This window comes from Pseudonocardia sp. DSM 110487 (genome assembly GCF_019468565.1).
Taxonomy (GTDB): domain Bacteria; phylum Actinomycetota; class Actinomycetes; order Mycobacteriales; family Pseudonocardiaceae; genus Pseudonocardia.
In genome coordinates this window covers 4,374,661-4,396,016 of record NZ_CP080521.1, presented here as the reverse complement: position 1 = coordinate 4,396,016, position 21,356 = coordinate 4,374,661, and the positions used below count along the sequence as shown (strand labels likewise).

Annotated in this window: 18 protein-coding genes and 1 pseudogene; 6 read left to right on the top strand and 13 right to left on the bottom strand. The window is 71.9% G+C overall.

Annotated features, from left to right (window positions below; translation table 11 throughout):
- The first annotated feature begins 68 nt into the window (after positions 1 to 68).
- The 3 genes from K1T35_RS20455 to K1T35_RS20445 are packed head-to-tail and all read left to right on the top strand — an operon-like array spanning position 69 to position 2,799.
- Positions 69 to 1,106: a LacI family DNA-binding transcriptional regulator gene (locus tag K1T35_RS20455; RefSeq protein WP_220261721.1), complete on the top strand. Its 1,038-nt coding sequence runs from the start codon at positions 69 to 71 to the stop codon at positions 1,104 to 1,106.
- Positions 1,097 to 2,266: an aminotransferase gene (locus tag K1T35_RS20450; protein WP_255622352.1), complete on the top strand. Its 1,170-nt coding sequence runs from the start codon at positions 1,097 to 1,099 to the stop codon at positions 2,264 to 2,266. The genes K1T35_RS20455 and K1T35_RS20450 overlap by 10 nt, the downstream gene beginning before the upstream one ends.
- A 59-nt stretch (positions 2,267 to 2,325) precedes the next feature.
- Positions 2,326 to 2,799: a CAP domain-containing protein gene (locus K1T35_RS20445; protein WP_220261720.1), complete on the top strand. Its 474-nt coding sequence runs from the start codon at positions 2,326 to 2,328 to the stop codon at positions 2,797 to 2,799.
- Between the two features lie 7 nt (positions 2,800 to 2,806).
- Here K1T35_RS20445 and K1T35_RS20440 read toward each other — a convergent pair whose 3' ends face one another.
- Entirely contained in the window at positions 2,807 to 3,451 is a 645-nt protein-coding gene (locus K1T35_RS20440; RefSeq protein ID WP_220261719.1) for a LuxR C-terminal-related transcriptional regulator, read from the bottom strand.
- A 208-nt stretch (positions 3,452 to 3,659) separates the two neighbouring features.
- On the opposite strand from K1T35_RS20440, the gene K1T35_RS20435 reads away from it, so the two are divergent.
- Positions 3,660 to 4,163, top strand: a complete 504-nt coding sequence (locus K1T35_RS20435; protein ID WP_255622349.1) for an Lrp/AsnC family transcriptional regulator — start codon at positions 3,660 to 3,662, stop codon at positions 4,161 to 4,163.
- A 109-nt stretch (positions 4,164 to 4,272) separates the two neighbouring features.
- Complete coding sequence (locus tag K1T35_RS20430; RefSeq protein ID WP_255622347.1) at positions 4,273 to 5,304, top strand: DMT family transporter; 1,032 nt, start codon at positions 4,273 to 4,275, stop codon at positions 5,302 to 5,304.
- Here the strand turns inward: K1T35_RS20430 and K1T35_RS20425 are convergent.
- From K1T35_RS20425 to K1T35_RS20370, 12 genes and pseudogenes are all read right to left on the bottom strand, one after another.
- A pseudogene (locus tag K1T35_RS20425) lies at positions 5,235 to 5,852 on the bottom strand (class II glutamine amidotransferase); the annotation flags it as partial. The gene K1T35_RS20430 and the pseudogene K1T35_RS20425 sit on opposite strands and share 70 nt — an antisense overlap.
- 151 nt (positions 5,853 to 6,003) lie before the next feature.
- Positions 6,004 to 8,988, bottom strand: coding sequence for a DUF3604 domain-containing protein (locus K1T35_RS20420; RefSeq protein WP_220261717.1), 2,985 nt, complete (start codon positions 8,986 to 8,988; stop codon positions 6,004 to 6,006).
- Between the two features lie 2 nt (positions 8,989 to 8,990).
- A complete protein-coding gene (locus K1T35_RS20415; protein ID WP_220261716.1) occupies positions 8,991 to 9,773 on the bottom strand; it encodes an enoyl-CoA hydratase-related protein in 783 nt (260 codons plus the stop codon).
- A complete protein-coding gene (locus K1T35_RS20410) occupies positions 9,770 to 11,836 on the bottom strand; it encodes an acetate--CoA ligase family protein (protein ID WP_220261715.1) in 2,067 nt (688 codons plus the stop codon). The genes K1T35_RS20415 and K1T35_RS20410 overlap by 4 nt, the downstream gene beginning before the upstream one ends.
- Entirely contained in the window at positions 11,829 to 12,980 is a 1,152-nt protein-coding gene (locus K1T35_RS20405; protein ID WP_220261714.1) for an acyl-CoA dehydrogenase family protein, read from the bottom strand. The genes K1T35_RS20410 and K1T35_RS20405 overlap by 8 nt, the downstream gene beginning before the upstream one ends.
- Before the next feature lie 6 nt (positions 12,981 to 12,986).
- Positions 12,987 to 13,427, bottom strand: coding sequence for a thioesterase family protein (locus K1T35_RS20400; RefSeq protein WP_255622344.1), 441 nt, complete (start codon positions 13,425 to 13,427; stop codon positions 12,987 to 12,989).
- Positions 13,417 to 14,373, bottom strand: a complete 957-nt coding sequence (locus K1T35_RS20395) for a 3-hydroxyacyl-CoA dehydrogenase NAD-binding domain-containing protein (protein WP_220261713.1) — start codon at positions 14,371 to 14,373, stop codon at positions 13,417 to 13,419. Before K1T35_RS20395 ends, K1T35_RS20400 begins: the two co-directional genes overlap by 11 nt.
- Positions 14,370 to 15,257 (bottom strand): 3-keto-5-aminohexanoate cleavage protein, encoded by an 888-nt coding sequence (locus K1T35_RS20390; RefSeq protein ID WP_220261712.1) that lies wholly within the window; start codon positions 15,255 to 15,257, stop codon positions 14,370 to 14,372. Before K1T35_RS20390 ends, K1T35_RS20395 begins: the two co-directional genes overlap by 4 nt.
- Positions 15,258 to 15,271: 14 nt before the next feature.
- Positions 15,272 to 17,080 carry an ABC transporter ATP-binding protein gene (locus K1T35_RS20385; protein WP_220261711.1) on the bottom strand — a complete coding sequence of 603 codons (1,809 nt, stop codon included), beginning with the start codon at positions 17,078 to 17,080 and terminating at the stop codon, positions 15,272 to 15,274.
- Positions 17,081 to 17,905, bottom strand: a complete 825-nt coding sequence (locus K1T35_RS20380) for an ABC transporter permease (protein ID WP_220261710.1) — start codon at positions 17,903 to 17,905, stop codon at positions 17,081 to 17,083.
- The gene (locus K1T35_RS20375; RefSeq protein WP_255622341.1) at positions 17,902 to 18,942 is read right to left on the bottom strand and encodes an ABC transporter permease; all 1,041 of its coding nucleotides are present in this window, start codon (positions 18,940 to 18,942) and stop codon (positions 17,902 to 17,904) included. The genes K1T35_RS20380 and K1T35_RS20375 overlap by 4 nt, the downstream gene beginning before the upstream one ends.
- Entirely contained in the window at positions 18,939 to 20,501 is a 1,563-nt protein-coding gene (locus K1T35_RS20370) for an ABC transporter substrate-binding protein (RefSeq protein WP_220261709.1), read from the bottom strand. Before K1T35_RS20370 ends, K1T35_RS20375 begins: the two co-directional genes overlap by 4 nt.
- Positions 20,502 to 20,581: 80 nt before the next feature.
- Between K1T35_RS20370 and K1T35_RS20365 the strand changes: the two genes are divergently transcribed.
- Positions 20,582 to 21,355 carry an IclR family transcriptional regulator gene (locus K1T35_RS20365; protein ID WP_220261708.1) on the top strand — a complete coding sequence of 258 codons (774 nt, stop codon included), beginning with the start codon at positions 20,582 to 20,584 and terminating at the stop codon, positions 21,353 to 21,355.
- The last annotated feature ends 1 nt before the right edge of the window (position 21,356 follow it).

Here is a 21,356-nt window from a genome sequence, read left to right as displayed (position 1 = left end):
GTCACATGAGGGTGCCACCGCCGTCAACTACCCTTCGGCACCAGGAAGGACGGCGTGAAAAGGAAACGATGACCGGACGCAAAGTGGCGACCATGCTCGACGTCGCGCGCGAGGCCGGGGTGTCAAGGGCCGCCGTCTCCAAGGTCATCCGCAACGCCTACGGCGTGAGCCCTGAGATGCGGGAACGCGTTGAGGCCGCGATCGCGCGCCTCGACTACCGCCCCAGCGTGGCCGCGCGCGCGATCCGGGGATCGAGCTTCACGCTCGGGTTCCAGCTGCACGAGCTCGAGAACCCCGCGCTCGCCCGCATCCTGCACGGCGCCGCGCGTGCCACCGACGGCACCGGGTACCAGCTCGTCGTGGCCCCGGCGGCCACGCTGGGTGAGCGCGAGGGCTACCGGGCGATCGAGGCGCTGGTCGACCTGCACGTCGACGGCATCGTCGCGGTGGCCTCCGCGGTCTCGGCCGACTGGCTCGAGGAGCTCTCCGCGCGGATCCCGATCGTCATGCTCTCCCGTCACGACGACTCGGTCGGTTACGACACGATGACCGGCGACGACGTCGCCGGGACGGCACTGGCGATGGAGCACCTGTTCTCGCTCGGGCACGAGCGCATCGCGCACCTCACCCGCGACGAGGAGTCGACGGCACCCGGCCTCGGCACGCCACCCGCCGTGCGTCTCGCCGCCTACCGCGACCTGATGAACCGGACCGGTCACGCCGGCCGGATCGACGTCATCCGGTCGGCCCGCGGAGACGTCGACGGCCGCCACGCGACGCTCGCGCGGCTGCGGGAACCCGAGCCTCCGACGGCCATCTTCGCGATCAACGACGACCACGCGCTCGGCGCCATGCACGCGCTCGGCGAGCTCGGCCTGTCCACGCCGGACGTCTCGGTGGTCGGCTACGACAACATCCGGCTGGCCGCGCACCCGCTGATCTCGCTCACCACCGTCGACCACGCGGGCGACGAGCTCGGCGAACGCGCCGTCGGCATGCTGATCGAACGGATCGGGGGCCGGACGACCGCCCGCCACGAGTCGACCACCCCACACTTGCACGTACGGGGATCCACCGGGCCGGTAGGAATGACCGCGTGCGATTGAACCACTGGACCGTGCAGACGACGGACTCGCCGATCGGCATGGCCTACGCCCTGCTCGACCGCCGCGTGAAGGAGCGGGAGCTGCTGGACCTCGCCCAGGCCGCGCCCCAGTACCCCGCCGCGTCGGAGGTGCTCGAACACGTCGTCGCGACCGCCCGGCACCCGCGCGGGGCGGACTACGTGGAGATCGCCGGGCTCCCCCACCTGCGCGAGGCGTTCGCCGCCGACCTCTGCGCCGCGTACCGCGGGCGTGTGCAGGCCGAGCACGTGGTCGTCACCGCGGGCTGCAACCAGGCGTTCTGCCTCGTGGCGTCGGCGCTCGCCGCGCCGGGCGACGAGGTGGTGCTGACCCTGCCGTACTACTTCAACCACGACATGTGGCTGCGGATGTCCGGGATCGTGCCGGTCTACCTCGAACCCGGGCCCGACCTGGTGCCCACGCCGGAGGCGGCGGAGGCACTGATCACCCAGCGGACCCGGGCGATCGTGCTGGTGACGCCCGGCAACCCGAGCGGCGCCACCGCTTCGCCGGAGCGGATCGCCGCGCTCGCCGAGGTGGCGGCGCGGCACGACGTCGCGCTGATCCTCGACGAGACGTACCGGTCGTTCCGCGACACGAAGGAACCGGCGCACGCCCTCTTCGCCGATCCGGAGTGGACACGCACCGTCGTCAGCCTGCACAGCTTCTCCAAGGACTTCGCCATCCCCGGCTACCGGGTGGGCGCGCTGGTCGCCTCCCCCGAGCTGGGCCGGGAGGTCACCAAGTTGCTCGACTGCGTCGCGATCTGTGCGCCGCGGATCGGTCAGGAGGCCGCGTGGGCCGGCCTCACGGCGGCGCAGGGGTGGCGGCGGGAGCGGGCCCGCGAGATCGCCGGCAGGCGGAACTGGTTCCGGACCGTGATGGCCGATCGGCCCGGTGGCTTCGAGCTGCTCTCGGCGGGCGGCATGTTCGCATGGGTCCGCCACCCGTTCGCCGAGCGTCCCACCGAGGATGTCGTACGCGAGCTCGTCGTCGACTACGACACGCTCGTCATCCCGGGAACCGCCTTCCTCCCGGACGACCGCGGCACGTTCCGGGTCAGCCTCAGCAACGCCGACCGGGACGCGCTCACCGACTTCGCGGGCCGGCTCACGGCGGTTGCCGATCGTCACGTCCGATGACCGGCCGGGCGACCTCGGCGTTCTCTTTCGTGTCCGGAACCCGCTGCTAACTTCGCGGCATGGTCAGCCTCGGGCGCCATCCCGCACGCATTATCGGCATCGCACTCGTCCCACTGCTGTTCTGCGGAGTCGCCGCGGCACCAGCCGCGCATGCCGGCCCCGCACGGAATCTCGCCGCGGACGTGATCGCACGCACCAACGCCATCCGCAAGGACGCGGGCTGCGCTCCGGTGAAAGCCGATGAGCGCCTGCGCTCAACCGCACAGCAACATGCATCCGACATGGCCCGCCACGGCTATCTCGAGCACGAGGACCGGGCCGGGACGTCGTCAGCCGAGCGGATCGGATCCGCGGGCTACGACAACGTCTCCGGCGAGAATCTCGCGCACGGTTACGCGGGTGCCGCCGAGGTCATGGCTGTGTGGATGCGCTCGTCGGGACATCGCAGGAACATCGAGGACTGCGCGTTCACCCACATCGGCGTCGGTTACGCACCGAACGGCCATTACTGGGTGCAGGACTTCGGCGGCTGAGCGGGGCCTACCGCGCCGCGATCAGGCCCGCTTCCCGCGCCCTGAGCACCGCCGAGAGCCGGTCGGTGACGTCGAGCTTGCCGTAAATGTGCTCGAGGTGCTTGTGCACGGTCCGTTCGCTGATGCCCAGTCTCCGCGAGATCACCGCGGCGGTCACGCCCCTGGCGAGCTCGCCGAGCACCGCCTGCTCACGGGGTGTGATCCGCGCGTTCGCCATTTCCGCGGCCCGGTCGGCCGCGAACCTGCGGGCCTGCTGATCGAGACCGACGATCAGCCGGCGGATCCGCTTCCCGAGCTCGATCTCGCGATCGCCGAACTCGACGTGGCGCCCCAGCACGAACGACCGGCATCCCTCCGGTGACAGCGGCACCCCGAGCTGGTGCGGGCAGTTCCACGCCACGACGGTTCCCGCAGGCGTCGTGGCCGTGTGCACCCGCTTGATCAACAGATCTCCGGGAGCGAGCGCGATCCACTCCACCACTTCGACCGCGGCGGAGTCGGCCCGTTCGCACGGCGCGCTGAACGCGCACGCGACCCCGTCGAACGTCCGGATCAACTGCCGGGAGAGGGCCTCGACCGGCAGTTCCGTGACCGGCGATGCCATGAGATCCGCAAGCAGCTCGAGCCACTCCTCCTCCACCCAGCCCCTCATCGGACCCCCTCCCGTGCAGCCGTGGACCGAAGAGCGCGACGGTGGCGGCGGCGAGACGTTCCGGCGGCGAATTCACCTCGATGGCGCACGAGCCCGGCAGATCTGCCACCCTGTCGGCGGCCGGAATGCTCACCGAACGAACGTCGGCGAACCAGTCGGTCGGCCGACTGCCGGGCGAACGACGTTCGGCATGTGGGAAGGAAGTGTCATGGGCGGTGCCATGGATGCGCTCGACGAGGCGATCCTGCGGCGCTTGCAGCGCGACGGGCGCCAGACGAACCGGGAACTGGCGGCGGCGGTGGGCGTGGCCCCGTCCACCGCGCTGGAGCGCACCCGGGCGTTGCGGGCCCGCGGCGTGATCACGGGCTTCCACGCCGCCGTCGACCCGGCGGCGCTGGGACGCGACGTCCAGGCCCTGATCTCGATCCGGATCCGGCCGCAGTCCCGGGAGGCCATCGAGAACACCCGCGACAGCATGGCCGCGCTCCCCGAGACACTCGGCGTGTTCGTCGTAACCGGCAACGAGGACGTCCTCGTGCACGTCGCGGTGCCCAGCACGCAGTACCTCAGGGACTTCGTCCTCGACCGGCTGGCGCGGCGCAAGGAGTTCGTGGACGTCCGCACGACCGTGGTCTTCGACTACGTCCAGCCGCGGGAGCAGTCCGAACTTCCGGACCCGAGTGGGCGGAATCGCCGAACACCGTCCGGCTGATCGGCGCCGGAGGGCCGGAGCATCGAATGAGCGACCGCGTCGCCCTCTGTAGTCGAACGAGATTCGGTCAGCGGTCGGGATTGCCGCCGTTGCGCGCACGCTGTGGTGCGTGAAGCAACGAGAACAGCGATCCGGCGTGCTGCTCGTCCTGTCGGCCGGGGTTCTCTGGGGGACCGTCGGGCCTGCGCAGGTGCTGGCGGGGTCCGCCGTGGAACCGGCGGCACTCGGCGGGGCCCGGATCCTCCTCGGCGGGCTGGTGCTCGCCGCCGCCGTCCTCGCCACCGACCCGGCGTCCGTGCGCGCCCTGACCGCGCGCCGGTGGCCCGCGCTGCTCGCCGCGTCGGCCGCGACGGCGACCTTCCAGACCGCGTTCCTGATGTCGGTGGCGGCCACGGGGGCGGCCGTGGCCACCGCGGTGACCTTCGGCATCACGCCCGTCACCACCGGGCTGGCCGAACGGATCGTGTTCGGCACCCGCCTGTCCCGGCGCTGGACAGCGGGCACGCTCTGCGCCGTCCTCGGCTGCGCCGTGCTCGTCATCCCGGCAGGAGGCGCGCAGGTCGACGTGCTCGGCGCCGCGTTCGGGGTCGTCGCCGGCGGGTGCTTCGGCGTCTACACCGTGGCCGCCAAGCACCTCATCGGGCACGGGGCGGCCATGCCGGCGGCGGTCGCCGTGACGCTGCTGATCGGCGGGGCGGTCCTCGCGCCGTGGACCATTGCCGCCCTGCCCGCCCTCGTCACCCCGCACATCCTGGTCCTGGTGCTCTGGCTCGGCCCCATCACGGCGGCCGCGGCCTACTGGTTCTTCGTCACCGGGTTGCGCCGGGTCAGCGCCACCACCGCGGGGACGCTCTCCCTCGTCGAGCCGCTGGTCGCCACCGCGCTCGCCCTGCTGGTGCTCGGCGAGCGCCCGTCGGCGCCGGTCGCCGCTGGGGCGGTTCTCCTGCTGGGCGGGCTCGTGATCGTCTCCCGTCAGGGCGCGGCGGGACGGAACGGACGCTCCTCGTCGGGGCCCTTCCGGATGATCAAGGCGGTGGACGGCGGCACCTCGTGCCACAGCTCCGGCAGGACGATCAGCGGCTCGGAGACGACCACCCGCGCCTCGTCGCCGAAGTGGGAGAACCGCTCGTCCGCGGGGTAGAGCCTGCGCACTCCCTCGATGTCCTCGCTCACGTGGAGGGTGTTGACCACGGGACCGCTCGCGTAACGCACGGCGTAGAGGCGCTCGCCGTCGGACAGGCCGATCGTCATCTGCAACGGCTGCGCCACTCCATGGGCCGCCGCGAGTGCCTCGATGTGGCCCGCCATCCGCTCCAGCCCACCGATCGGATCGTCCTCGAGACCGAAGGTCAGGGCCAGGTGGAACATCAGCTCCGAGTCGGTCGAGCCCCTGATGTTGGTGAAGAGGTCGGGGCGGACCGCGAACAAGAGTTCCCGGCGGAGCCGCTGGTGGTCGGCGACGTACCCGTTGTGCACGAAGATCCAGCGCCCGTAGCGGAACGGGTGGCAGTTGGTCTGCTGCACCGGCGTGCCGGTTGCGGCCCTGACGTGCGCGAGGAACAGCGGCGACTCGATCGCAGCGGTCAGCTCGCGCAGGTTCTCGTCACCCCACGCGGGGGTCGCGCTGCGGAACAGGGCCGGTCCGTCACGCGGGCCGTACCAGCCGAGGCCGAACCCGTCCCCGTTCATGGCGGACATGTGCGGCCCGGCGCGCCTGCTCTGCTCGATCAGTGAGCGCTCCGGGTCGAACACGAGCTCCTTGGGCAGGACCGGACTTCCGAAGTAGCCGAGCCAGCGGCACATGCCACCGGGATTCCCGCACCTCGCGGGCCATAAGCCACTACGAGACCCAGATCGGCGATGACCATGCCATCTCGCCGTCCACCTGGAACACGCGCGCGTAGTAGAACGCCGGCGCGGTGGAGTCGTCCACGAGGGGCACGTCGAGCTCCCGCACGCCGAGGCCCAGTAGCGCACCGACCGCCGGGTGCAGCGCGAGCTCCCCCGGCAGCTCGTCGTCGAACACCACGCCGCCCGCCGCGAGCTTCGCGAGCTCGACGGAGACGGCGCGACCGGCGCACTCGACGTGCACGACCGCGTCGGGCGGCCCGCAGATGCTCACCTCCACCCCGCCGCGCTGCGCGCCGTACGGCTCGCCGAAGCTGCGCGTCACGTGCTCCCATGCGATCGATTCCTCGTCCATCGCCACCACCTCGGGACCGACGAACCCAGGGAGCAGCAGGCGGCCACCCGCCGTCACCCGCAGCCGGCCGTCCCAGCACGTGGTGACGTCGGCCTTGCCCCACTCCACGCGCAGGTCGACGCGCATGTGGCCGAGCGGGAGGTCCGGTTCTCCCCTGACGGTGTGCACGACCTCGCCGTCGCGCAGGATGTCGACCCGGGCGAGCTCGGTGTAGCCGCGGGCGTGCACGGTGAGCGGGCGCGGCCCCGTCCAGCCGACCTCCGAGCCCATCAGGTGCGGGCCCAGCCGGAGGTCGGCGATCACCCCGCGGGTGGTGGCGGCACAGGTCCGCCGTGACCACAGCCCGTCGAAGACGTCGGCGCGCGACAGCGAGCGGGCGAGCACGCCGACGTAGCTCGCGCCGTGACCGTGGTCGGAGGAGGCGATCAGCCCGAACCGGTGCCCGCGGCGCAGCCCGTCGAGCATGAACGTGCCGCCAGCGGTGCCGTCGGAGTACTGGCGGAAGCAGCTGTCCGACTCGTAGTTGCCGCGGCATGCCTGGAACACCTCGACGAGGCGGCTGTAGCGGGGGTCGTGGTAGTCCCAGTCGTTGTGCACCATCGCCGAGCCGGGGTGGTGCGGGATCGTGATCGCCGGGTGCTCGGGGTGCTCGGCCAGCGCCTCCCACAGCCCGTCCGGAGTGGTGGTGCCCGCGGCGAACGCGGAGAAGATCGGGGCGCCACGCGCGACGTCGCCGTAGATCACGTTCTGGTGGCCGGTGTCGGCCGATGTCCACTCGAAGCCGTACAGCGGCACGAACCGGCCGGGCACGTGCAGCAGGTCCGCGATCTTCTGCAGGCTCCACCACTGGTAGGCGGTGGAGTTCTCGGCGTGGTCGGTGACGGCCCAGAAGTCGTAGGAGTTGACGTCCCACGCGTAGCGGTAGAAGTCCTCCAGTGAGGGCTCGTCCCCCGATGTGCAGCGGCTGATCAGCGAGTGCCGGTGCAGGTCGCCCCAGTACAGGGTGTAGCCAGGCACCTCGTAGCGATCCGCCTGCTCGCCGGTGACCCAGCGGCGGTCCTCGGTGCGCCCGTCGGAGCTGATCACGGCGGCCCGCTCGCCACCCGTCGCGGCCGGGCCCGCCGACTCGATCCGCGCCAGCACGACCTGGCCGGCACCGTGCACGCCGTGCCAGATCACCGCGCCGTGGTGGTCGGCGAGATACGGGCACTCCCGCCCGCCGAAACCCTCGGTCCAGCCGAGGGCGCGGTCCAGCCTCCCGTCGGACTGGGTGACGAGCACCCCCTCCGCGAGCGACACCTCTTCCAGGGTGGCGTCGGTGCCGGTGATCGTGGTCGGCGGCAGCCAGCCGTCCGGGCCGAGCACCTGCGCGGCCGCCTCCCAGTAGTAGGTCATGAGCGGTAGCTGGCGATGTACGCGGTAGCCGACCACGAGGCCGCCATCGGCGGTGGCCTGCAGCCGGGGCAGCGCCGACGGGACGACGTTCAGCCCGGGCGCGAGCTCGCCGGGTGGCGTGACGAGCTGATCGCCCTCCACGCACACGACCCGGATCGCGGCGCTCACCTCCGGCAGGAGCTCCGGGGGCACGCTGTCGCCCGCCTCCCGCATGCCGCCGAACCGGTCCGGGCGCTCCCGGGGGCGCAACCGCGTCGGCCCGCTGCCGCCGTGCCCCTGCACCGTGATCACATCGAAGGCGCACCACAGCCTGCCGTCGGTGGTGGCGGCCAGGCTCGGGTGCAAGGCGTAGTCCGTGCCGCCGGTGAGCCGGCGCACCACCTCGCCCGCGCGCAGCACGATCGCATAGCTCCCGCCGTCGTACTCCGACCATGCATAGGCCATCCCGTCCGGCACGGCCGCAAGCGTCGGGTCCCACGCATTGCCCGTGGCGCCCTCACTCACCCAGCGGGGTTCCTCCCAGCCGCCACCCGCGAACCGGCGGGCGAAGATGCCGAAGCCACCGCCTGCCCGGCCCTGCCAGCACACGTGCAGGCTGCCGTCGGGGTGCGCCAGCACCTCCTGGTTGAACGACGGCCCATCGGTGGTGCTCACCAGCTCCGGGTCGGTCCACCCGGCGCCGTCGAAACGGCAGGCCCAGACGGCGACCTCGCCGTCGACCGAGCGGCCGAACAGCAGCCACGGGGTGCCATCGGCGGTGACCGCCGCCGTCGGGCGGAACAGATCCTCCGGCCCGTCGACCACCACCGCGGTCTCGCCGTCCAGCTCCGCGACGAGCCGGTCGCCCCGGTCGGGCACCCACTCCAGCCAGGCGACCAGGGTCCGGCCGCCGCCCGTCGCGACGGTCGGGCGCGCGGCGTTGCGGCTGTGCGGGAGCGTCCGGGTCGTCCCGCGGGTATGGCCGGTCAGCCGGGGCGCGACGTCCAGCACGGCCGCGGCCCGCTCCAGCTGGGCCGGGATCCGGCCGGCGCCCTCGTCCACCCACATGTAGCGCAGCGGGTCCGGGTCGAGCGCGGCGATCGTGTCGGTGATGTCGACGCAGTCGTCCACCGCGTGCGCGAGGCGGTGGTTGAACGCCAGCACCAGGTCGAGATCCGCGCGCTGGCGGTCGGTGTACTCGCCGCGGTGGTGATCCGCGGTGCAGCCGTGCCCGTGCCCGTGGCCCATTCTCAGCATCCCTTCCACACGGGCGGGCGCCGCTCGGCGAACGCCTTCGCCCCCTCGATCTGGTCCTGCGAGCCGTAGAGCGTTGCGACCGTGGGGAACTCGCGGGCCCCGATCCGGCGCATCGCTTCGGCGAAGGTCAGCTGCTGGCTCTCCCGCTGCACTTCCTTGATCGCCGCGAAGACCAACGGCGGCCCCTCCGCCAACTGCGCGGCGACCTCGAGGACGCGGTCGGCCAGCCGGTCGGCCGGGTGCACCTCGTTGACCAGCCCCCAGCGGTGCGCCTCGGCCGCGTCCATCCACCGCCCGGTGAGCAGCAGCTCCATCGCGATGTGGTGCGGGATCCGGCCGGGCAGACGCAGGGTCGCGGCGTCGGCGAGGGTGCCGGCGTCGATCTCGGGCAGGGCGAACGTCGCCGTGTCGGCTGCGTAGATCAGGTCGGCCGACAGGGCCAGCTCGAAGCCGCCGCCCACCGCCATCCCGTCGACGGCCGCGAGTACCGGCTTGTTCAGCCCCGGCAGCAGCTGGATCCCGCCGAAGCCGCCCTCGCCGTAGTCGCCGTCCACCGGGTCGCCTGCCGCGGCCGCCTTGAGGTCCCAGCCCGCGCTGAAGAACCGGTCACCGCCGGTGCGCAACACCGCCACCCGCAGGTCGGGGTCGTCGCGGAAGCCGGCGAAAACGCGGCCCATCGCGCGCGAGGTGGCCAGGTCGATCGCGTTCGCGGGCGGACGGTCGAGGGTGACCTCGAGGACGGCGCCGAGCCGTCTGGTCCGCAGTGGATCGGTCACGCGTCCCCCCTGATCAACGCATCGCAAGCCCACACGCCCTCCGCCGTGACGATCAACGGATTGATCTCCAACGACACCGTGTCCAGCGCGACTTCGGCGATCCGGGCGACGGCGGCGACGAGCGCGTCGAGGTCCACACCCGGCCTGCCGCGATGCCCGGTCAGCAGCGGGGCGCAGCGCAGGCCCAGCAGCGCGGCACGGATCTCCGCCGGGCCGGCCGGGAGCACGACGTGGGCGACGTCGCGCAGCAGCTCGGTCAGGACACCGCCCGCGCCGACGGTGAGCACTGGACCGAGCACCGGGTCCGGCTCGACTCCGACCAGCAGCTCCGCGATCCCGCCGGGCACCATCCGCTCGACCAGCACCGCGGGGAACCGGACCAGCAGTTCCGCGGCCGCGGCGCGGACCTGCCGCGGACCGTGCAGACCGAGCCGGACGGCCCGCGCGTCGGTCTTGTGGGCCACGCCGAGTGCCTTCACCGCCACCGGCGCCCCGATGCGGGATGCGGCCCGCATGGCGGCGGTCGCGCTCGCGCAGACATCGCCGTCCGGCACCGGGATTCCGCGCCGGCGCAGGAACACCTTGCCTTCGGCCTCATCGAGCACAGGCCCGGTCGCGATGTCAGAAATGCCACTTTCATCTCGTCTCGGGTCATGAAGGTGGCTTTGCGGACCCGCCACCGGCTCCGGGAGTGGACCGGCCCATGCGCGGCCGATCGTCGCCGCTGCCTGCACCGCCTCCATCGCCACCGACGGCGGGGCGAGCACCGGCAGTCCTCGCCGCACCCAGCTCGCCGCCCGCGCCCCGCGCAGGTTGGCGGCCATCGCCGCCACGAGGGCACCCCGCGCCCCGGCACCCGCGCATGCCCGCGCGAACGCCTCGACGGCACGCACCCAGTCGTCGTCGGCGCAGCGGTCGGTACGGGGCAGGTCGGCGAAGAGCAGGGTGAGGTCGGCCGGACCGCGCACCATGGCGTCGAACGCCGCGGTCATCGCGTCCGGATCACCCCAGACGTAGGTGTGGAAGTCGAGCGGGTTGGCGAGCGTCACCCGCTCCCCCAGCACGGCGCGCAGCCCGGCCCGCTGCCGGTCGGTCAGCTCCGGGAACCGCACGTCGTGCCCTACCGCGGCATCGGCGATCAAGGCGGCCTCACCACCGGAGGAGCTGAGCGAACTCAGCCGGGCGTCCGGCAGCGGCCCGCCGCAGTGCAGCAGGCCGAGCGCGCCGAGCAGCGCGTCGACGGAGGTGACCTCGCCGATCCCGGTGCGGCGCAGGAACGCCGACGCGACCGCCGCGTCCGCGGCCAGCGACGCGGTGTGCGTCTGCACCGCCCGGCGGGCCTGCTCGCCCCTGCCCAGCACCAGCGCGACCACCCCGATGCCGCGGTCCCGAGCCGTCGCCGCGAGCCGTTCGAGGCCTCTGACGTCGGCGAGCGTCTCCACGATCAGGCCGACGGCCGACACCCGCGAATCGGCCAGCACGGCCGCGGCCGCGCGGGCGACCGAGGTCTGGGCCCCGTTGCCGACGGTGACCACGTAGCCGAGCGGGAGCCCGATGTCGGTCATGGTCACGCTGATCGCGATCGACGACGACTGGGAAATGACCGCGACCCCGCGGTCACCCGGCCGGAGCGGGACGCCGCCGTGCTGGTCGGGCCAGATCAGCGCGCCGTCGACGTAATTGATCATGCCGTAGCAGTTGGGGCCGAGCAGCGTCATCGGGCCGGCGGCGTCGACCAGCTCCCGCTGGCGGGCGGTGCCGTCGGGGCCGGTCTCGGCGAAGCCGGAGCTGTACACGACCGCGGCACCGCAGCCGGTGGTGGCCAGCTCGGCCACCACCCCCGCACAGGCCGGGGCCGGGACCGCCACGAACGCCGCGTCCGGAGCCTCGTCGAGGTCCGAGACCCGGGCGACCGCGCGCTCGCCGCCGACCACGAGCCTGCTCTCGTGCACCGGGCGGATCGGCCCGCCGAACCCGATTCTGCGGTTCTGCTCGATCACGCGCGCGGAGGCCCGGGAGTCGCCGATCACGGCGATGCTGCGGGGCCGCAGCAGTTTATCCACCGTGTGCTCGCAGCAAGGCGCGCGAGACGATGTGCCGCTGGATCTCCGAGGTGCCGTCCCAGATCCGTTCGACGCGGGCGTCGCGCCAGATCCGTTCCAGCACGAGCTCGTCCATCAGGCCCATGCCGCCGTGGATCTGGATGGCCTCGTCCGCGATCATCGCGAGCGCCTCGCTGGCGTGCAGCTTGGCCATCGCGATCTCGGCGTCGGCCTCCCTCCGGTCCGCGAGCCACGCCGCGCGCCACGTCAGCCATGACGCCGACTCCAGCGCGACGGTCATGTCGGCGAGCTTGAACGACACGCCCTGGTTGCGCCCGATCGTCCGGCCGAACTGGCGGCGGCCTGCCGCGTACCGCACCGCCAGATCGAGGGCCCGCCGCGACCGGCCGAGGCAGGTCGCCGCCACCTGCAGCCGTGTCGTGCCGAGCCATGTGTTGGCCACGTCGAACCCTCGTCCCACCTCGCCGAGCACGGCCGATCCCGGCACGCGGCAGCCATCGAAGGCGAGCACCGAGTTGGGGTAGCCGCGGTGCGAGACGCTGCGGTAGCCGGGCCGCACGGTCAGCCCGGCGGCGTCGGTGTCGACGAGGAAGGCGGTGATCTCCGCCCGCCCGGTTCGTTCCTCGCCGGTGGCGGCGAACAGGATGACGTAGTCGGCCTCCTCGGCGTGGCTGATGAAGTGCTTGGTGCCGGTGATCACCCAGTCGGTACCGTCGCGGACGGCCCGGGTGCGCATGCCGCGCAGGTCGGAGCCGGCCTCCGGCTCCGTCATCGCGAGGCACTCGACGCGCTCGCCCGCCACCGTCGGCAGCAGGTAGTCCGCCCGCTGGGATCCCTCGCAAGCCAGCAGGATCCGGGACGGCCGGGCCACGGCGAGCATCTGCAGCGCGTAGCCGGTGTGCCCGAGCTCGCGCTCCATGAGCATCCAGGTCAGCGTGTCGAGGCCGGCGCCGCCGACGTCGTCGGGCATGTTCGCCGCGTACAGGCCGGCCTTGATCGCCCGGCGCCGCAGCTCCTTCACGAGGCCGGGGTCGAGCCGCCCGGTGCGCTCCACCTCGTCCTCGTGCGGCACCAGCTCGCGGTGCACGAACGCCCTGGTCGTCTCCATCACGGCCCGCTGCTCGTCGGACCACTCCAGGTGCACCGGCCCTCACCCCACCGCGATCCGCCGGGAGGCGTGCTCGGGTGGTGGCACGCGTCGTGCCTCGATGCGCCGTCGCAGCTCGTCGGGGAACGGGCTGGACCGTCCGGCGTGCGCGTCGACGTGCACGGCGAGTACCTCCTCCGTGGCGCGCAGGCGGCTGTCGGACCACATCTCGTGCCAGAGCCACAGCAGCTTGGCGGTCACGCCGATCACCGAGGTCCGCACCTCCAGCCGCGCCCCCGGCGGCACCTGGTCGAGGTAGCGGACATGCGCCTCGACCGTGTACAGCGAGGTGTCGGTGACGGACGGCTCGATGCCGAGCCCGAAGATCACGGCGTCGGTGGCGTGGCCGAACACCAGCACGTAGTAGGCCTCGGAGAGGTGGCCGTTGTAGTCGATCCAGTCCGGCCGGACGTCCTCCGTCCAGATCGCCGGCTCAGGTACCACCGGGCACCCGCCCGAGCACCCGCAACACGTCGACGAGCCTGCGGTCGCGCTCGCGCACCAGGTCGGCGATCGTCCGCCCGGCGGCCTCCTGCTCGGTGCCTGCCACCACGCTGTCGCGCAGCTCCGTGGTGAGCTCCGGCGCGTCGAGGCGGGTCCACGGCGAGAGCAGCGACGGCCCGAAGTGGTCGAGCATGTGCGCCATCCCGCCCGGCCCACCGGCGAGGTGGAACGTGAGCATCGGGCCGTGGAAGGCCCAGCGCAGGCCCGGCCCGTCGGTGATCGACGCGTCGATCTGGGCGGGGGTGGCCTCGCCGTTGGCCACCATGTGCAGCGCCTCCCGCCACAGCGCCTCCTGCAGCCGGTTCGCGATGAAGCCCGGGACCTCCTGGTCCATGACGATCACCGACTTGCCGACGTGCCGGAGGAACTCGGCGGTCCACATGACGACGTCGGCCGCGGTGCGCTTGCCGCCGACCACCTCGACCAGCGGGATCAGGTACGGCGGGTTGAACGGGTGTGCGACGACGAGTCGGTGCCCGCCCACGGCGTCGACCGCCATCTCGGTCATGCCGTAGCCGGAGGTGGACGACCCGATGACGACGTGGTCGGGCGTGGCCGCGTCGATATCGGCGAGGAGCCTGCGCTTGAGGTCGAGCTGCTCCGGGGCGCTCTCCTGGACGTAGTCGGCGCCGGCGACGGCCTCGGCCAGCTCGCCGGTGACGGTCAGGTGGTCCACGCTCGCGCCGGGCGAGAGGCCCAGCTCCGTCAACGCGGGCCATGCGGCCTCGACGAGCGTGCGCAACCGAGCCTCGGCGTCGGACGCGGGATCCCATGCACGCACCCGGAACCCGTGGGCCAGGAAGTAGGCCACCCAGCCGCCGCCGATCACCCCTGCTCCGACACAAGCGATCGTGCGCACCTGTTCAGGACCGACGCGCTCGGTCATGCGCGAGACCGCAGGGAGAGGATCTCCCGCGCCTCGTCCGGCGTGGCCACCTCGGCGCCCATCGCCTCGATGATCGTGACCGCGTTGGCGACCAGCGCCGCGTTGCTGACCTTGTTGCCGCGGCCGAGGTAGAGGTTGTCCTCCAGCCCCACCCGCACGTGCCCGCCGAGGAGCACGGACTGCGCCACCCACGGCATCTGCATCCGGCCGAGGGCGAAGGAGGCCCACACGACGCCGGGCGGGATCTGCGCCACCATGGCCGCGAGCAGGGCAGGCTCGGGTGGGGCACCGTACGGGATGCCCATGCATAGCTGGTACATCCCGGGCGGGTCGATCAGGCCCTCGTCCACGAGCTTGTTGGCGAACCAGAGGTGTCCGGTGTCGAAGATCTCCAGCTCAGGGCGCACCCCGAGCTCCTGGATCCGCTTGGCCCCGGCCCGCAGCATGTCCGGCGTGCTGACGTAGACCAGGCTGCCCTCGCCGAAGTTCAGGCTGCCGCAGTCGAGCGTGCAGACGTCGGGCAACAGCTCCTCGACGTGCGCCAGCCGCTCGATCCCGTTGACCAGATCGGTGCCATCGGCGAACCCGGACGGGTCCTCGGGGTCGAGGAAGAGGTCGCCGCCCATACCCGCGGTCGTGTTGATCACGACGTCCACGTCGCTCTCCCGCAGCCGCCGCACCACCTCCCGGTACAGCGCCACGTCCCGCGATCCGGCGCCGGTGTCCGGGTCGCGCACGTGGACGTGCACGATCGCCGCCCCGGCCCGGGCGGCCGCGATGCCCGACACGGCGATCTGCTCGGGCGTGACCGGCACGTGCTCGGACCTTCCGACGGTGTCCCCCGCACCGGTGAGCGCGCACGTGATGATGACCTTGCGATTCAAACCCCCGACCCCCTTCAGCCGACCGCGGGCGAGTTGCTCAGCAGCCGCTTCGTGTACTCCTGTTTCGGCGTGTCGAGGACCTCGACCACGAACCCCGACTCGACCAGCTCGCCGGAGTTGAGCACCTGCACCCGCGCCGCGATCGAACGGACGAGGGCCAGGTTGTGCGTGACGAACAGCATGCTGATCCCCCGGGTCTTCCGGAGGTCGTCGAGCAGCGCCACGATCGAGCCCTGCACCGACACGTCCAGCGCCGAGGTGATCTCGTCGCAGACCAGCAGGTCGGGTTCGGCCGCGAGGGCCCTGGCGATCGCCACCCGTTGCCGTTCACCGCCGGAGAGCCGGTCGGTGCGCAGGTCGAGCACGGTGGAGCCGAGCGCGACCGCATCCAGCAGCTCCACCACCCGATCCCGGGCCGCCTTGCCCTTGGCGATGCCGAACAGCTCCATCGGCCGGGCCACGATCTGGGCGATCGTCAGGCGCGGGTTCAGCGACAGGTACGGGTTCTGGAAGATGTACTGGATCCGCTTGCGGTCCTCGATGCTGCGCGCCCGCGAGCCCTTGCCGAGCGGGCGCCCCTCGAACGTCACCTCGCCGGTCCATTCCCTGTGCAGGCCGCCGATGCACCGCGAGATCGTGGTCTTGCCGCTGCCCGACTCCCCCACCAGCGCCACGACCTCGGCCTTGGCCAGGTCGAAGCCGACGCCGTGCACGACCTCCTTGCGGCCGTAGAACACACGCAGGTCATCGACCGTGAGGATGATGTCCCGCTTCTTGTTCGGGTCGGTGTCGTGCGTGTTGCCCCGGTTGATGTCCCACGAACCGATCTCGCCGACGCGCAGGCACTTCGCGCTGTGGTCCGGGCCGACCTGGACGTCCGGCGGTTCGATCTCCGTGCAGCGGTCCTCGACGTACTCGCAGCGGTCGTGGAACGGGCAGCCGGACGGGCGGCGCCCCGGCCCGGGTGTGCTGCCCGGGATGCCGGTGAGCGCGCGGGCCTGGGCCAGGTGCGGGATGGCGTCCAGCAGCGCGCGCGTGTACGGGTGCGCAGGCTGGGAGAACATCACCTCGCGCGGACCGAGCTCGACGATCCGCCCGGCGTACATGACCGCGACCCGGTCGGCGATGTTGGCCACGACGGCCAGGTCGTGGGTGACGTACAGCGCCGCGACGCGGTAGCTGCGGCACAGCTCGGCCATCGTGCGCAGCACCATGCCCTGGGTGGTGACGTCCAGGCCGGTGGTCGGCTCGTCGAGGACCAACACCTTGGGCCGGGGCAGGAAGGCCATCGCCAGCGCGACCCGTTGGACCTGGCCCCCGGAGAGCTGGTGCGGGTAGCGGGCCAGGAACTCGTCGTCGTCGGGCAGGCCCACCTCGCGGAGGCCTGCCCGTGCCCGTTCGATGCGCTCCTCGGCGGTGCCGATGCCGTGCAGCTCGAGCAGCTCGACGATCTGGCGGCCGATCCGGATCGCCGGGTTGAGCGCCGCGCCGGGGTCCTGCGGTACGTAGGCGATCTTCATACCGCGGATCGGGCGGACCTGGTCCCACGGCAACGCCAGGATGTCCTGGCCCTCGAACAGGAGGCTTCCCCGCTCGATCGTCGCGCCGTGCCGCGCGTAGCCGAGGATCGCCGTGCCGGCCGTGGTCTTGCCGGACCCGGACTCGCCGACCAGCCCGACGACCTCGCCGGGCCGCAGCTCGAGGTTGATCTCGTCGACGACGTCGACAGTGTCGTCACCTGGGCGCCCGGTGAGCGCGACCCGCAGGTCGGAGAGGACGCAGCCCTCAGCCGGATCGACAGCGCTGGAATCGAGAACCGTCATCTACTCACCCCGTCCCGCCAGCTGCGCGATCCCGTCGGCCATCAGGTTGGTGCCGACGGTGAAGATGCCGATCACGATCACCGGCGCCAGCACGCCCCACGGCTGCACGAGCAGCGCCAGGCGGTTCTCGTTGATCATCTGGCCCCAGTCGGCCGCGCCGGGGTTGGCGGCGAAGCCCAGGAAGCCGATGCCCGCGACCATGCCGATCGAGTACGTCAGCCGCAGCCCGGCCTCGGCGAGCAGCGGGGCGTTCATGTTCGGCAGCACCTCGGCCACGATCACCCGCAGGCGGGACTCCCCGAGCGCCTCCGCGGAGTGGACGAAGTCGCGGGAGACGATTCCCAGCGCCACCCCGCGGGCCACCCGTGCCACACGGGGGGCGTGCGAGAAGCCGACCAGCAGCACGATCATCCACCAGGCCGGCTGGTCGACGGCCGTGAGCACGAGCAGCGCGAGCAGGATCTGCGGGAAGGCGAGCGCGACGTCGTTCAGCCGCATGATCGTCTCGTCGAGCCAGCCGCCCGCGTAGGCGGCGACGACCCCGATGACGATCCCGAGCACCATGCCGAGCGCGGTGGCCAGCACCGAGATCATCAGGATCGAGCCGCCACCGGCGAGCACGCGGCTCCACACGTCCTGGCCGAGGTAGTCGGTGCCCAGCCAGGAGCCCTCCATCGTGAAGGGCTTGCCGACGATCTCGTTCTCGCTGTACGGGGCGAGCCACGGGCCGACGATCGCGATCAACGCGATCACGAGGGTGATCACCAGGCCGGTGACCAGCCTGCGCTGCCGCCCGATCCGACGAGCTCCGGTCGTGAGGATCATGATGAGATCGCCGTCCTCGCTCGCGGGGTGAACAGGATGGACAGGACGTCGGCGAGCAGGTTGACCCCCACGTACACCGCGGCGATCACCATGGCCAGCACCTGCACCATCGGGAAGTCGGAGTTGCGCACCGAGTCGACGAGGCTCGCCCCGATCCCCGGGTAGGAGAACAGGTACTCGACGATCACGATGCCGCCCGCGAGCCACGCCAGCTGCAGTGCGATCACCTGGATGCCCGGGACGATCGCGTTGAGCAGGGCGTGCTTGCGCATCACGATGCGTTCGGGCACTCCCTTGAGCCGGGCGAGCTCCACGTAGTCGGAGTCGAGCACCTCGAGCAGGCTCGAGCGCACGATCCGGGCCACGTACGGCGCCACCGCGATCACCAGCGTGAGCACCGGCAGGACCATCGAGGCCGGGACGAACCAGGGCGGGGCACCGCCGCCCGCGATGGTGACGGCGGGCAGCACGTGCAGCACCGTGGTGGAGAAGAGCGCCACCAGCAGGATGCCGACCACGAACTCGGGCAGCCCGGCCAGGGTGATCATGACGATCTGGATCACGCCGTCGGCGCGCTTCCCGCGGTTGTTCGCGGAGACCATCGCGATGCCGAACGCGACCGGGATCATCACGATCGCCGCCACGATCACCAGCACGGCGGAGTTGACGATCCGGTCGCCGACCAGCTCGCCGACCGGCAGGCCGTTGGCGACCGAGTTGCCGAGGTCGCCGGTGAGCAGCCCGCCGAGCCACTCGAAGTACCGGGCGATCACCGGCCGGTCGAGGTGGAGCTCGGCGGCGAGCGCCGCCGCCCGCTCCGGGCTGCTGCCGTAGTCCTTGCCGAGGATCGCGCGCACCGGGTCGCCCAGCGCGGCGGTGGCGAAGAAGACCAGCACCGAGCACAACCACAGCGTCAGCGCGGCCAGGCCGATGCGGCGGGCGAACCACTTCAGCCAGGGCCAACCGGCCTTGGCCGGGGGAGCCGGCGCGCTCGCCGTGGTGTCGGTTGCGGCGCTCGGCGTCACGAGATCGGTCACGGCTGCCTCACGAAGGACGCTCGGGAGAAGCGGAAGTTCGAGCACGGCAGGTACCGGTGCGGTTCGAGGCCCTGCACCAGGTTGGAGTAGGCGTCGAGCTGGCGCTTGAAGCCCCAGATGATGAAGCCTCCGGTCTCGTACTCGATCACCTGCGCGTCGTGCAGCAACTGGTTGCGCCGTGCCGGGTCCGGCTCCCGCTTGGCCTGGTCGATCAGCGCGGTGAAGGTCGGGTCCTCGAAGTGGGTCTCGTTGTAGGTGGCGCCCTTCACCGAGGACGTGGCCACCTGCGGGATGTAGTTGCGGGTGTTCCAGAAGTCCTGGGCGAAGTTCCAGGACAGGTAGCGGTCGCCGTAGAAGACGTTGGCGTCGGCCTTGTTCAGCCGCACCGTGACGCCCGCCTTGCGGGCCTGCTCGACGAACAGGTTGGCCGACTCGACGGCACCCGCGCCGACCGCGCTGGAGGTGACCAGCTCGACGTCGAGGTTCTCCTGCCCTGCCTGGCGCAGCAGCGACCTGGCCTGGTCGATGTCCTGCATGCGCTGCGGCAGGTCGCTCGCGTACGCCGGGTCGAACGGCGCGTACAGGTCGTTGCCGAGGACGCCGAAGCCGTTGAGCGCCTGGTCGATCATCTGCTGCCGGTCGACGATGAGCCGCAACGCCTGCCGCACCCGCACGTCGGAGAACGGCGCGACGTCGACGCGCATCGTGAACGGCACCCACGCGCCGGTCTCGGAGACCAGCGGCGACGCGCCCTGCTGCTCGATCGTGCCCGCGAGGTAGTTGGGCAGGTTGTCGATGCTCTGGACCTGGCCCGCGAGCAGGGCGTTGACCTTGGCCGCGTCGTCGGCGAAGTCGTAGATGAACAGCTCGTCGACCCACGCGGGGCCGTCCCAGTAGTTCTCGTGCCGGACGAACTGGGAGAGCTGGCCCGGGACGAAGTGCCGGTAGGCGAACGGGCCGGTGCCGACCGGGTGGGAGATGTCGAAGTCGGTGGGGATGATCCCGACGGTGTACTCCGCGAGGAGCTGGTCGAGCACCGCGTACGGGGAGTTGAGCTGCAGCACGATCGTCCGGGGATCGACGATCTTGGAGTTGTTCAGCTCGAGGACGGTGGCGAGCTCCGTGCCTCCCGAGCCGGTGTTGTTCGGGTCCGTGACCGTCGCCAGGCTGAACATGATGTCCTCGGCCGTGACGGTCTTGCCGTGGTGGAACTCCACGCCTTCGCGGATGCGAACCGTCCACTGCGTGTTGTCGGTGTTCGGGGTGACCGACTCGGCGACCGACGGCTCGATCTCGTAGGTCGCGTCCCACCGCAGGAGCGGCTCGTAGAGCTGCATGACCCGGCTGATGTCCGGGTTGGTGACCGGGAAGTACGGCTCGAGCGTGTCCTTCAGCCCGCCGCCGGTGGCGCCGTGGCTGTACACCCCTCCGCGGACGGGCGGTGTGCCCGGATCCGGTCTTCGGGGCACAGCGCTACAACCGGACAGACCGGCCAGCGCTGCGCCGGTGAGCAGGCCGTACTTCAACACATCCCGGCGGGAGTGTGGTGGTTGTCGCATGATGCGAACCCCCTCGGAGTAATGTGAACGTAGTCACGCCCGGGTGGAACCGTCAATGCAGGTGATGAGGATGTTTCGTCGTGGCAACACGTGAGCCTGCGGCGTCCGTCCGGATCCAGTCGGTCGACCGTGCGGTCGATCTTCTACTGGCGGTGGCCTCCGCGCAGCCCGAAGCAACCACCGCTCCGGCGCTCGCGCGTGCGTGCGGGCTCAACCGGGCCACCGCATGGCGCCTGCTCAAGACTTTGCAGATCCGAGGCCTGGTGTCCGTCGACGAGTCGACCGGCCGGTACTCGATCGGGCTCACCACGATGGAGCTCGGCAACGCGGCCGGGCCGGACGCGCTGATCGCCGCCGCGCACCCCGTCCTCGAGCGGATGTGCGAGCGGACCGGGGAGACCGCGTCGCTCGCCGTGCCCGGTATGGGCGGGCTGACCTACCTCGACGAGGTGACACCGACGGCCGTGCTCACCGCGAGCTGGCTCGGCCGCTCGGTGCCGCTGCACGCCACCTCCACCGGCAAGGCGCTGCTCGCCTTCCTGCCCGCCCCGCAGGTGCGCCGCGTGCTGTCCGGCGCGCTGACCCGGTTCACCGACACCACGATCACCGATCCCGACGCGCTGGCCGCCGAGCTCACGGCCACCCGGCAGCGCGGGTACGGCGTCTGCGCGGGCGAGCTGGAGTCGTCGCTGTACGGCGTCTCGGCTCCGGTGCTCGACCGCAACCGCCGCCCACTCGCCGTGCTCTCGATCTGGGGTCCGCGGGACCGGGTCCCGCCCGAGCGGTTCGCCGAGCTGGGCGAGGTGGCGCTGCGCGCCGCCGAGGGGATCGGAGCGGCGCGCCCGGCCGCGTGAG

What these genes read in the sequence shown, in the direction of transcription:
- K1T35_RS20435 (WP_255622349.1), top strand. Translation starts at nt 3,660, where the DNA reads ATGGGCGGTGCCATGGATGCGCTCGACGAGGCGATCCTGCGGCGCTTG.
- K1T35_RS20380 (WP_220261710.1), bottom strand. Translation starts at nt 17,905, where the DNA reads ATGATCCTCACGACCGGAGCTCGTCGGATCGGGCGGCAGCGCAGGCTG.
- K1T35_RS20420 (WP_220261717.1), bottom strand. Translation starts at nt 8,988, where the DNA reads ATGGGCCACGGGCACGGGCACGGCTGCACCGCGGATCACCACCGCGGC.
- K1T35_RS20455 (WP_220261721.1), top strand. Translation starts at nt 69, where the DNA reads ATGACCGGACGCAAAGTGGCGACCATGCTCGACGTCGCGCGCGAGGCC.
- K1T35_RS20440 (WP_220261719.1), bottom strand. Translation starts at nt 3,451, where the DNA reads ATGAGGGGCTGGGTGGAGGAGGAGTGGCTCGAGCTGCTTGCGGATCTC.
- K1T35_RS20385 (WP_220261711.1), bottom strand. Translation starts at nt 17,080, where the DNA reads ATGACGGTTCTCGATTCCAGCGCTGTCGATCCGGCTGAGGGCTGCGTC.
- K1T35_RS20370 (WP_220261709.1), bottom strand. Translation starts at nt 20,501, where the DNA reads ATGCGACAACCACCACACTCCCGCCGGGATGTGTTGAAGTACGGCCTG.
- K1T35_RS20395 (WP_220261713.1), bottom strand. Translation starts at nt 14,373, where the DNA reads ATGACCGAGCGCGTCGGTCCTGAACAGGTGCGCACGATCGCTTGTGTC.
- K1T35_RS20445 (WP_220261720.1), top strand. Translation starts at nt 2,326, where the DNA reads ATGGTCAGCCTCGGGCGCCATCCCGCACGCATTATCGGCATCGCACTC.